Raw genomic sequence first — 11600 nt, forward strand, 5'->3', positions numbered from 1 at the left:
TCGTACGAACTCGGACCGGGCTCGCGGCCAACCTAACCGAACGCGTTGACCCGCCGCTAATGCCGGACCCACTACCCCTCGAACCAGGTGACGACCCATCCGTACGTGTCAAGAACCTCCCAGGCCCCTCGCCGACCTCCCGTCTCGCCCGTTCGCGACCCCCTCGTCTCGCCCGGTTCGCGAACCCCTCGTCTCGCCCGGTTCGCGGACCCCCGCGGTCTCGCGAACCTCAAAGTTTGTCCGCGTGGCTTTCCGCGTCGGCGTGTCGGAGCCGTACGGTCAAACTTTGACCTTCCGAGGAGGGGCGGGCGCGACCCGGGCGGTGCCGGGAGCGGCCCTCCCCTCACCGCGCCCAACCGGTTTCCAAGCCCGTCTCGCCCCGTTCGCGAACCTCAAAGTTTGCGCGTGCGGCTTTCCACGTCGGCGTGTCGGAGCCGTACGGTCAAACTTTGACCTTCCGAGGAGGGGCGCGGCCAGGGGACCCCCCGGCCAGGGACCCCCGGCCAGAGACCCCCGGCCAGGGACCTCCCGCCCGGTGGCGGAATCGGGTGGCCGGCGGGTGAGATACTTGGTGCATCATGTCCTCCCTTCAGCAGACGCTCAGCGCCCGGATCCAGGCGGTCACCGGGATAGATCCCGAGCTGCGGCCGGCCACCAAACCCCAGTTCGGCCATTTCCAGTCCAACGTTGCGTTGCGTCTGGCCAAGCAGGAGGGCAAACCGCCGCGCGAGGTGGCGAGCGCGATCATCGACCGGCTGGAGCTGGCCGACATCGCCGAACCGCCCGAACTCGCCGGCCCCGGTTTCATCAACCTGCGGCTCAAGGCCGAGACCTTGGCATCCGCCGCATCGGAACAACTCGTCGACGATCGGGTCGGCGTGGCGCAGACCGACGACCCGAAGGTCGTGGTGATCGACTACTCCGCACCCAATGTGGCCAAGCAGATGCACGTCGGCCACCTGCGGTCGACGATCATCGGCGACAGTCTCAATCGGGTGCTGACCGTGCTGGGACACACGGTCATCCCGCAGAACCACATCGGCGACTGGGGAACCCAGTTCGGCCTGCTCGTCGAGGAGATCCTGGCAGAGGGCATCGACCCGATGGCCCTGGATCTGGTCTCGGCAGAGGACCTTTACCGGCGGGCCTCGGAGCGCTTCAAGACCGATGAGGAGTTCGCCCGCCTGGCCCGCAAGCGGGTCGTGCTGCTGCAGTCCGGCGACGAAAAGACTCTGGCCATCTGGCGGCAGCTGATCGAGATCTCCAAGGCGGCCTTCAACGCCGTCTATGCGCGGCTGGGCGTCAGACTCAACGATGATCATCTTGCCGGGGAGTCCAGCTACAACGACGATCTGGCCAAGGTCGTCCAGGAGTTGGAGAACAACGGCACCGCGGTGATCGACCAGGGCGCCCTCTGTGTCTTCGTCGAGGGCTTCAACGCGCCCATGATCATCCGGAAGTCCGACGGTGGCTACGGCTATTCCACCACCGATCTCGCCGCCATCCGTCACCGCGTCCAGGACCTGCATGCGGATCGGATCATCTACGTCGTCGGCGCCGAGCAGTCCTTCCACTTCGATCAGGTCTTCGCGGTCGCCACAAAGGCCGGCTTCCTGCCGCCCGGCGTCTCGGCTGAACACGTACGCTACGGGCTGGTCCTGGGCGAGGGCGGCAAGCGGCTCCGCACCCGGGAAGGCGGGACGATGAAGCTCGTCGACCTGCTGGATGCGGCGGAAGAGAAGGCGGCACCCGCTGTGGCCCTCGCGGCGATCAAGTACGCCGACCTGTCCAGCGGTCTCAACAAGGACTATGTCTTCGACATCGACCGGATGGTGGCGACCACCGGCAACACCGGACCGTACCTGCAGTACGCCCATGCCCGCACCCATCAGGTGCTTCGCAAGGCCGAGGCAGAAGGCATCGCCCTACCGGAGAAGATCACCGTGCTGGACGAGCCGGCCGAGCAGGCGCTCGCCCTGCTGCTTCCTCGCCTCGGCGAGGTCGTCGAGGAGGTCGCGCAAACGCTCCAACCGCATCGGCTCTGCGGTTACCTGCATGACGTTGCGGTGGCGTACTCGACCTTCTACGAGCAGTGCCCCGTGCTCAGGTCCGAGGGTGACGTACGCGCCTCCCGGCTCGCGCTCTGCCTGGCAACCCAGCGGGTGCTGGCCACCGGCCTGGACCTCCTCGGCATCCAGGCGCCCGACCGAATGTGATACCGATCGGGTGATCCGCCGATAGCGGTCAGGCGCCGCCGTTCGGGTCGACCACGGCATTGGTGATCGGCTCGTTCCGGTGGGTGGCGTAGTCGTTGGCAAGCCACGCCGCACCGACGATGCCGGCCTGGTTCTGCAGCTTCGCCGGAACGATCTCGGCGTTCAGTGTCAGCAGCGGCAGGAACTTCTCGGCCTTCCGGCTGACGCCGCCGCCGACCACAATAAGGTCCGGCCAGATCAGCGACTCCAGCACCGAGTAGTAGCGCTGCAGACTCTTCTTCGCCCAGGCCTTGTAGGAAAGACCCTTGTCTTCCTTGTACTTGGCCGAGGCACGCGACTCGGCGTCGTGGCCGTCGATCTCGATGTGCCCGAACTCCGTGTTGGGCACCAGTACTCCGTGGTGGATCAGTGCGCTGCCGATCCCGGTACCGAGTGTGGTCAGCAGCACCAGACCGGGATGATCCTTCGCGGCGCCGTACTTCACCTCGGCGACGCCGGCGGCGTCGGCGTCATTGACCAGGACGATGTCCCTGCCCAGAACGTTTTCGAACGTCTTCTCGGCGGGATGGTTGATCCACGATTTGTCGATGTTGGCCGCGGACCGGGTGACGCCATGGGTGACCACCGCCGGGATGGTGATCCCGATCGGCCCTTCGCCGATCACCTCGGCGAAGGCGTCGACCACGTCCCGGACCACCTTGGCAACGTTCTCCGGCGTCGATTCCGACGGCGTCTCGAACCGGACCCGGTCGGCGACCAGCTCACCGGTCGCAAGATCAACGGGGGCGCCCTTGATGCCGCTGCCACCGATGTCGATGCCCAGAACCGGACGATCCTGATGCGACGGCGTGGTTTCGGCTCCTGCGTCGGTCATGGCAGCAGCGTAACCAACCGGGACGCCGTACGGTGAGCCACCGGGATCAGGCGCCGAGTTCGGCCAGCGCGTGCGGGTAGACGGCCGGATCAGATGCGTAATAGATCGCGTAGTAGCGCCGGTAGACGTCGAGCCAGTGTGCGATATCCGGCATCCGGTTGCCGTACAACATCATCGCCTGGCGGTGGAGGTACGCCTGGTCCTCCTGCACGCCGGGGGCGCCCTCCAGGCCCATCAACGTGATGGCACCCGCGATATCCATCACCGGATCGGCTGCCAGGGTGTGCGGGCTGAAGTCACCGACGCCGCTGATCATCGGGCTGCCGTCGGGCAGCACATCGACGAACACATTGCCGGGGAAGTAGTCGCCGTGCACCAGCCGGGGCGCGCACTGCCGGTCACGGACTTCGGCGATCACCCGATCGACGGCTTCCGTCGGAAGATCACGATCCAGCCATTCCTTGGTATGTCGTACGGCGGTCCACAGTTGATCCTCCAGCAGCGCTCCGAGCGTCGGGAAGCGTCGCGGATCCTCACCGAAGATCCGGCCGAATCCGTCGGCAGGCAAGGGCAATTCCTGGATCCGGCCGGCGACCTGGAGAAACTGCAGCAACGCCTGGCGTCGGAGTTCCGGGGTTGCCGTGGGCAGCCAGGCGGACAACGACGTACCGGGTATCCGCCGGTCGACGGTGTAGGTCCGGCCGGACAGTTCGCCCGATTCGATGATCAACGGAGTGCGGAAGCCCAGGTCGTGGCGGGCGAAGGTGTCATAGGCAGGGCGGAGTTGTCGGACCATCGCCGCCGCCGCTCGATGATCATCCTTGTAGAGCCGCAGGACCTGATCAATGCCGAGCGGATACACCGTTGACTCGCCGCCGGCACCCAGCGGCGCGACGCCGACGATCCCGAACCGCTCCAGAACCGGGATGTCACCGGGAGCCGTCGGTGCCACCCGGCGGGCCGCGCGTGCCCGATCCAGTTCGCTGAGCGCCAGCAACCGCGCGTCGGCGGGATCCAGGTGATGGGCCACCAGGTCGACCGGACCGCGTGGGGTGTCGACGTGCACACTGGCCAGCCGCAGCCAGCGCTGCAGGGGACCGCGGGTGATGCGCACCGATTGCACCTTGGCGTGGGGCACCAGGTCGGTGCTGCGGTTCAGGAACCCGTGACGGCTGACGATCACGGCCGCGTTCCAGCCGTAACGCAGCGTCCAGCCGTCGAACCAGCGGATCAACCGCGCCCGCCGCGGCGACGGATGGAGGTCGAGCCGGTCCAGATCCGCACCGGGTAGCACCCGGGTCAACGCCGTCCTGACCTGGGCGTCGTCGGCGACGGGCAACAGGATGCTAGAGACGTCGGTACGGTTCTCGTCGCGTCCGCTGCTGGCGCCGTAACCCAGCACATCGATATCCACCCGGGACCACCCGAAGGGTCGCCAGAGGATCGGCTGGGCGATGCGTACGCCCTGGATCCGGTTCAACGGCAGCGACTGGCTGGTCAGGTTGGTCAGCCCGCGGGTGATCCGCAGACCTCGGGAGGATTCGGCGAGGGTGTAGTTGAACTGGGCGGCCACCCGCCGGCTGACCAGACCGAACCCCGCGAAGACCATCGGGATGAGGCCGGCCAGGCTGACCACCGGCTGGCCGAGGACGGCGCCGACGATGAGCAGGACGATCAACACCATGATCGTCCACAGGAACTCGGTGGACAGGACGAAACCGGCGATCAGTCGAGCCGGCGTGATGGTGACCAGTCTCCGTTCCGATGCGCTGAGGTCGGTCAGCGCGCTGGCCCGGGGCAGCGTCGACGAGCCGGCCATCGTCACCCGGTCGCCGTGTGCCCTGGCCAGCAGGTAGTCCCGGATCTGGGTGCCGTGTTGCCGGGTCAGATAGCGCAGGGTCGTCCTGCTGTCCCCGGCTCCGGCCTCGATCCGCAACTCAACCAGGCCGAAGACGCGCGCCGCCAACGGCTGCACGATGTCGACGGACTGGATCCGTTCGAACGAGATCCGGCGGGAGCGTTTGGCCAGCCAGCCGGTCTCCACCCGCAGCTCGTCGTCGTCGATCACGAACCGCGTGAAGTACCAGGTGACGAAGCCCGCCGCCGCGGCGAGCACGACGATGCCGAAGACGATCAGCACCAGCCAACCGAAGCCGAGCCGGAGCAGATCCTTGATCGGCGACTCGCCGCTACCGTCGGGGACCAGTTGCCGCCCGACACCGAACACGATCACCAGCAACACCACCCAACCGCGGATCAGCGGGGTGAGCGGATGAGGCCGGGCGGTCTCCTTGACGCGTGGGGCCGTCGGGGAGGGCGGAAGGCGGGCCGGTGACGGGGGTTGCGACGCGGCCGGCGGCCGGGACGGAGACGGAGGCGGAGACGTCATAGACCCGACGCCCTGGCCTCACCCAGCTCGCTCAACCGGTCTCGCAACCGGGCGGCCTCCTCGGGCAACAGACCGGGGATCGCCGCGTCGGTCGACGCGCTGGCGGTGACCAGCTGCACCGTGGCCAGGCCGTAGGCCCGCTGCAGCGGTGTGCTGCGCACTTCGACCAACTGCATCCGGCCGTACGGGACGGTGACCATGGTCCGGAAGAGCACGCCGTTGGTGATGTACAGGTCCTCCTCCCGCTCCAGGTAGCCCCAGGACGCCCAGTTGCGGCCGACGACGATCCACCGGGCGACCAGGATCGCGGCGCCGACGACGATGATGACGCCCGCCAGCCACCACAGTCCTGCGGCCAGGCCGGCGATCAGCGCACCGGCAAGGAAGACGACGCCGATGCCGATCACCGAGGTCAGGCGCCGCATCGAGCGGTAGTTCGGCGAAAGTCGCTGCCAGGGCGCGCCGGGCGTGGCGAACAACTCCTCCATGGTGCTCACCCGCCCATTGTTCACGACGCCGGGCCGGGCCGGGTCAGCGGTTGGTCCGCTTGGCCCCGCCCTTCACGCTGACCCCGCCGAACAGGGCGACGCCCTTGATGATCAGCACCGGTGCGCCGGGCGCCGGGTCGCCGACCTTGGAGATGTCGGTGCCGCCGAAGATGCCCATCGTCTGGTCCTGCACCTCGACGCCCTCAGGAACCTTGACCTCCATGCCGCCGAAGCACCAGAAGCCGCTGATCTCGGTCACCGGGCTTTCGAAGACCGCCTCCCGCATGTCGAGGTCCTGGCCGCCGAACAGGGCGTACGCCTCGATCCTGCGGCGAACCCGCCAGCGTCCCTTGCGGGTGGTGCCGCCGAAGACGGCGACCATCCGGTCGGGCGTCGGATCGGCTCCGCTGGTGTCGATCCGGTTGTCCTGCTGCTGCCCGACCGCAGGGGCCGGCGCGCCGGTGAAGACCAGATCCTGGGTGAGCGGGATCAATTCCTCGAACGTCCTGGCTGCCATCACCTGGCTGAGGCGCTCGTCGTGCTCCTCGCGGGTCAGCCGGCCTTCGGCGTACGCGGTGCTGAGCACGTTGGCGACCTGGTCACGGTCGGCGTCGGAGGCGCGCAAAGCCCCCGGCTGCACTCCCTGCTGGGGTGTCGGAACCTGGGATTCGGGCTGGGGCGTGGTCACCATCCCAAGGTAGCCGGGACGGTTCGGTCGGCGCGAGGATTTGAACCCGGTTCCGGGTCTGCTTCAGGGACGGATGGGTGGTGTCCCGCGGTGGGTGTCACCGGCGCGAAGGCGGCTCCAGTATCGTCCGCACGGCGTACAGCTCGGGAAAGAACGTCAGTTCGAGGGCGGCGTGCAGGAAGTCGACTCCGCTGGAACCGCCGGTGCCGACCTTGTGACCGATGGTCCGCTCAACGACCTTGAGGTGCCGGAAGCGCCATTGCTGGAAGTTGTCCTCGACGTCGATCAGTTCCTCGCAGGTCTCATAGGCCGACCAGTGCCGGGGCGGATCGGAGTAGATGATCTTGAACGTCTCCAGCAACTCGTCGTGTTGCCGGTAGGCCCGGCTGACGTCGCGGGCCAACACCGAGTCCGGCACCGGATAACCCTGTCGTGCCAGGTGCCGCACGAACTCGTCGTACAGGCTCGGCGACTCGAGCAGCGCCATCAGCTTCGCCTCCGCCTGTTGATCATGACTGAAGACAGCGATCATCTCGGCGTTCTTGTTGCCGAGGATGAACTCCACGGCCCGGTACTGATAGGACTGGAAGCCGGACGAGGTCGCCAGGAAGTCGCGGAACTCCAGATATTCGCTGGGCGTCAGGGTGGACAGGACCGACCACTGGTCGGTGAGCGTGTGCTGGATGTGTTTGACGCGGGCCAGCCGTTTGAGCGCCAGCGGGATCTGGTCGGTGCGGAATCCGTCGCGGGCGCTGACCAGTTCGTGCAACATCAACTTCAGCCACAGCTCGCTGGTCTGGTGTTGGATGATGAACAGCAACTCGTCGTGGTGCACGGGGCGGGAGCGCGGATGCTGGGCACCCAGGATCTCGTCCAGGTGCAGGTATTCGGCGTAGGACAGCCGTCCGGGTTCCCGGTCGATCCCGTCCTCCAACGGTCGCTGGTTCGCTGGTGCGTCGCCGATCATCACCCCATCTTGTCGCCGGGCCTCGGCCCAGTCCAGCAGGCGCCGGGCGACGCCCGGCGGTGATCGGGCATCGGCCGCCCGGATTGTGTAGACTCCGAGGCCGCAGTCAGTGCTGCGTGCGGGTGTAGTTCATCGGTAGAACGCGACCTTCCCAAGGTCGAGAGGCGGGTTCGACTCCCGTCACCCGCTCCCTCTTCCGCCGAGGGGTCACAAAATCCCTAATCTGGGCGGCGTGTCGCCGCCATCCGTGGCGTCGTCGATCAGTCTGGTGGGCGCCGGCCATCCTTGGCCCCTCCGTCTCGTACGCCTACCTGTGCGTCCGACCCGCCCCCGCAAGGTCAAACGTTGATCGTGTGGCGGTCCGCCCCGGCGTGTCGGAGCCGTACGGTCAAACCTTGACTTTCGGGAACGGGGAAGAACTCGGGATCGGGGATGGCGGTCGGCGTCGCCGGGTCGAGGCCGCCGGATCGTCGGTCGGGATCGTCGGTCGGGATCGTCGGTCGGGATCGCGAATCGATCGTCGCGGTTGAGCCGCTGATTCGGAGATCGCCGCAGTACATCCTCGGCGGCGCACCGTTTACTCGTCCTCGCACCGTTTACTCGGCGGCGCACCGGTAACTCGACCGCGCACCCGTTGCAGCCGGTGCGCGGTCGAGTTACCGGTGCGGCGCGGAGTAAAGGGTGCGCGGCCGAGCTGCTGGTGCGGCCGTGCTACTGGTGCGGCCGATCTACCGGTGCGGCGCGGAGTAAAGGGTGTGCGGCCGAGCTGCTCGTGCGGCCGGGCTGCTGGTGCGGTCGATCTACTGGTGCGGCGACGAGCAAAGGGTGCGGCGACGAGCGAGGCGGGCGACGAGCGCGTTGCGGTGTGGATCGGACGAGAGCATCGGCGCTGTGCCCGGGTTACCCGGTGATCCGGTAGAGCCGAGCGGCGGGGCCCGTCGGCGCCCGGAGTTCGAGCTGTGTCCCGTCGAGGGTCGTACCCCAATCGGCGACGATCCCGGGTTCCGGGTAGAGCTGCTCGACGGCCTGCGGCTGCCGGGCCAGCCCGGAAAGATCCAGGCGTACGTTCTCGGCGGCGTCCGCCTGCCGCCAGGCGATCAGATACGCGACGTCGTCGGCATCCAAGGCAATCGTGGTCCAGGGCTCGGCCCAACGGGGCAGACCGGTCGGGAAGCGGGGAGTCGACCGGACAAGATCCTCGCGGAGTTCTTTGTGGACGGCGATCCCGGAGCTCACCAGCGCGCGCTGCGCAGCCGACAGCCGATCCAACGGCCCTGACTGGTACAGCCGTCCGGCGAGCCCGGTGCACGTCGTGAAGATGATCAGTTCGTCGGACATGTCGGGCTGCGGGTACGCCCAGTTGCCGGCCTGTTCGGGCAGGATGTGCGCCAGTGCGCCGACGGCGATCGCCGGGTAGAGGAGCGGGTTCTCCTGGTCCGACGTCGACTGCAGGGCGAGCCGGGAGAGCATCGCGAAATCCGAGCGCATGGCCCCGGATCCGCAGTTCTCGATGATCAACTCCGGATGCCGGTCCAGCAGGGCGTCCAGCCAGCGCAGCTGCGCCCGGTTGTGCTCCAACAGGCCGTGACCGACCGAGGGCGCATCGAGGTCCGTGCCCGCGCCGGGCGTCACGTTGTAGTCGAACTTGAAGTAGCCGACACCAAGATCATTGATCAGTCGATCGACGGCCGAATCCAGATGGGCCACCGCATCGGGGCTGCGCAGATCGAGCAGGTATCGGTCGCGTTCCCGGATGCGTACGCCGCCGCGCTGCAGGAACGCCGAATCCGGTAGGGCCTCTGCCGCCCGGCTCGTGGTGCCGACGACCTCGGGCTCCATCCACAGTCCCGGCACCATGCCGCGGTCCCTGATGTGGTCGAGGACGAACCGCAAACTCCGTGGAAAGCGGACCGTCGACGGCTCCCAGTCTCCGACACTGGCCCACCAGCCGGCCGTGTCGTCGTACCAGCCGGCATCGATACAGAAGTATTCGGCACCGGACTCGGCCGCACTGTCGATCAGTGGCAGCAACTTGTCCTCGGACGGATCACCCATCAACGTGTTCATGTAGTCGTTGAAGATCACCGGCAGCGTGCTGTTCTGCCGATGGTCACGACGGGCGGACCGCCGGTGGTCCGCCAGTCGTCCGAACGCGTCGTCCATGGTGTCTGCCACCGCGATGGTGACCGGGACAGAGGTGAAGCTGTGATCGGCATCCACCGTGAACGACCAGTGATGCCGGACGTCGGTCGGACCGAGCAATGCAAGGTACGCGCTCGGACCATGATCGGATCGCAGCTCGCCGACCTCGGCCAGCCACCCGCCGTTGTGCTCGATCTGCCAGGCCAGTGTGCGGCCGCTGACTCGATTGCGTACGGCTCCGGCAGGGTTGACGGCGCCCGAACTCCAGGTCCCGATGGACGAGGTCACGACGGCGTCCCGAATGGTCTCGCCGCGGGCCGAGGCGTCGATCCGGGAGAGCGCGGGCGCCCGCAGTGGCTGGGTCGACCAGCGGTTCTCAGCCGCCCAGCTGGAGGCTGCCGACCACACGTCGAGGTTGTTCGCGTCCTGGCTGACCACCGCCGACGTCGCCAGACTGGTGACCGCCCAGAGGATCATCGGCTCCGCTCCTCGGGGCATCGACACCTCGGTCTGGGACCGGACGGCCGCGACCCCCGGGAAGCTACTGAACCGGCTGATCACCACCAGCCCCGACTCCGGGTCCGATTGGGTGATGGCCAACTCCGACTGTCCGTCGGCGGAGTGCGAGACGTAGCGCAGCCGGCTGCCGAGATGCGTGCCGGTGTGCCGGGCGCCGGTGCCCCAGGTCTGGTTGCCCCAGCGCGGCGTCAGGATCTCCACCAGTGGCTGCCCGGCGCGCTCAGTGGATCCGGATGGCTCGCCGACGTCGTGTAGGTCGACCAGCCGGATCGGTCCGTCCTCGCCTCCGTCGAACCGCAGAACCGTTGTGCCGTTGTCCCAGGTGATCACCACATCGCCCACGCTAGGGCAAGATCATCATCTCCGCGCGGCGGGGTAGCGGGCGGGGGCGACACCGCGGTGTGACACACGGTGCTTGACCTCGCAGATGCTCGTCTATCGTCGGTTCCATGCACCGGGACGAGGTACGCGATCGGCTGCTTCGGCTGGCAGCGAACGATCCGGTGATCATCGGCGCGGCGATCACCGGGTCCGGCGCGACCGGAGCAGCGGACAGCTGGTCGGACCTGGACCTGGCACTCGGCGTCGGTGATCACGACCTGGCGGCCGTGCTCGACCGTTGGACCCGGATTATGATCGAGGAGTTCGGCGCACTGCACCACTGGGATCTGCCGGCAGCGGACTGGATCTACCGGGTGTTCCTGCTGCCCGGACTCCTCGAGGTCGATCTCGGCTTCGCCCCGACGGGTCAGTGGGGGCCGCGTGCCGACAGTTGGCGGACGATTTTCGGCGACCCGATTGATCAGCGGGAGGAGTCCCCGGTCGTCGACGTACGCACCTGGACCGGGTATCTGTGGCACCACCTGCTGCACGCCCGGACTGCGACGGAACGCGGACACGGTCTGCAGGCTGCCTACTGGATCGGCGCGGCGCGGGAGCTGATCATCGAATCGGCCTGTCGGCGTCATGGCCTGCCGACCGCGTACGGCAAGGGAGCCCACCTATTGCCATATGACCTGCGCACCGCTCTGGGGTCGACCCTGGTCGGGTCGGTCAGCCGGACCGAGCTTCGCCGCGCAACCCGCGAGCTGCTGCGGGCCGCCAGGGCCGAACTGCAGGCGGTGGACCCGCCGGCGGCAGAGGTTCTGCTGCCCGCGCTTGCGCCGCTTGGCGGGGCGGGTGACCTGCCGAGCTGACCCTCCCGCGACGGCGCGGCTCCACACCCCTGGCGACCCGGGTTGATCGGTTGAACCGTCCGACACTCCGTGACCCCGGGTTCACCTCAGACGGAGAAAGGCGTATCTTCACCCCTGGGCT

The 11600-nt window shown here is 67.7% G+C and carries 8 protein-coding genes and 1 tRNA gene; 3 read left to right on the plus strand and 6 right to left on the minus strand.

Annotation, left to right across the window (positions count from 1 at the left end):
• Positions 1-578: 578 nt before the first annotated feature.
• Positions 579-2216 carry an arginine--tRNA ligase gene (gene argS / locus GJV80_RS19785; protein WP_154689376.1) on the plus strand — a complete coding sequence of 546 codons (1638 nt, stop codon included), beginning with the start codon at positions 579-581 and terminating at the stop codon, positions 2214-2216.
• 28 nt (positions 2217-2244) lie between these two features.
• On the opposite strand, the gene ppgK is transcribed toward argS, so the two are convergent.
• The 5 genes from ppgK to GJV80_RS19810 all read right to left on the minus strand — a co-directional run bounded on the left by ppgK (position 2245) and on the right by GJV80_RS19810 (position 7622).
• The gene (gene ppgK, locus GJV80_RS19790) at positions 2245-3090 is read right to left on the minus strand and encodes a polyphosphate--glucose phosphotransferase (protein ID WP_154689377.1); all 846 of its coding nucleotides are present in this window, start codon (positions 3088-3090) and stop codon (positions 2245-2247) included.
• Positions 3091-3136: 46 nt separating this feature from the next.
• Positions 3137-5332, minus strand: coding sequence for a PH domain-containing protein (locus GJV80_RS19795; RefSeq protein WP_195909028.1), 2196 nt, complete (start codon positions 5330-5332; stop codon positions 3137-3139).
• 143 nt (positions 5333-5475) lie between these two features.
• Positions 5476-5967 (minus strand): PH domain-containing protein, encoded by a 492-nt coding sequence (locus GJV80_RS19800; RefSeq protein ID WP_154690395.1) that lies wholly within the window; start codon positions 5965-5967, stop codon positions 5476-5478.
• 43 nt (positions 5968-6010) lie between these two features.
• A complete protein-coding gene (locus tag GJV80_RS19805) occupies positions 6011-6655 on the minus strand; it encodes a DUF1707 domain-containing protein (RefSeq protein ID WP_230207872.1) in 645 nt (214 codons plus the stop codon).
• Between the two features lie 97 nt (positions 6656-6752).
• Positions 6753-7622 (minus strand): tryptophan 2,3-dioxygenase, encoded by an 870-nt coding sequence (locus GJV80_RS19810; RefSeq protein ID WP_154689380.1) that lies wholly within the window; start codon positions 7620-7622, stop codon positions 6753-6755.
• 118 nt (positions 7623-7740) lie between these two features.
• Between GJV80_RS19810 and GJV80_RS19815 the strand changes: the two genes are divergently transcribed.
• A tRNA-Gly gene (locus GJV80_RS19815) sits at positions 7741-7811 on the plus strand.
• 711 nt (positions 7812-8522) lie between these two features.
• Here GJV80_RS19815 and GJV80_RS19820 read toward each other — a convergent pair.
• A complete protein-coding gene (locus GJV80_RS19820; protein WP_154689381.1) occupies positions 8523-10625 on the minus strand; it encodes a glycoside hydrolase family 36 protein in 2103 nt (700 codons plus the stop codon).
• Positions 10626-10732: 107 nt separating this feature from the next.
• Here GJV80_RS19820 and GJV80_RS19825 point away from each other — a divergent pair, with 107 nt between their 5' ends.
• Complete coding sequence (locus GJV80_RS19825; RefSeq protein ID WP_154689382.1) at positions 10733-11479, plus strand: hypothetical protein; 747 nt, start codon at positions 10733-10735, stop codon at positions 11477-11479.
• Positions 11480-11600 lie beyond the last annotated feature (121 nt).

Source organism: Microlunatus sp. Gsoil 973 (assembly GCF_009707365.1).
Classification (GTDB): Bacteria; Actinomycetota; Actinomycetes; order Propionibacteriales; family Propionibacteriaceae; genus Microlunatus.

What these genes read in the sequence shown, in the direction of transcription:
- ppgK (WP_154689377.1), bottom strand. Translation starts at nt 3,090, where the DNA reads ATGACCGACGCAGGAGCCGAAACCACGCCGTCGCATCAGGATCGTCCG.
- argS (WP_154689376.1), top strand. Translation starts at nt 579, where the DNA reads ATGTCCTCCCTTCAGCAGACGCTCAGCGCCCGGATCCAGGCGGTCACC.
- GJV80_RS19825 (WP_154689382.1), top strand. Translation starts at nt 10,733, where the DNA reads ATGCACCGGGACGAGGTACGCGATCGGCTGCTTCGGCTGGCAGCGAAC.
- GJV80_RS19800 (WP_154690395.1), bottom strand. Translation starts at nt 5,967, where the DNA reads ATGGAGGAGTTGTTCGCCACGCCCGGCGCGCCCTGGCAGCGACTTTCG.
- GJV80_RS19810 (WP_154689380.1), bottom strand. Translation starts at nt 7,622, where the DNA reads ATGATCGGCGACGCACCAGCGAACCAGCGACCGTTGGAGGACGGGATC.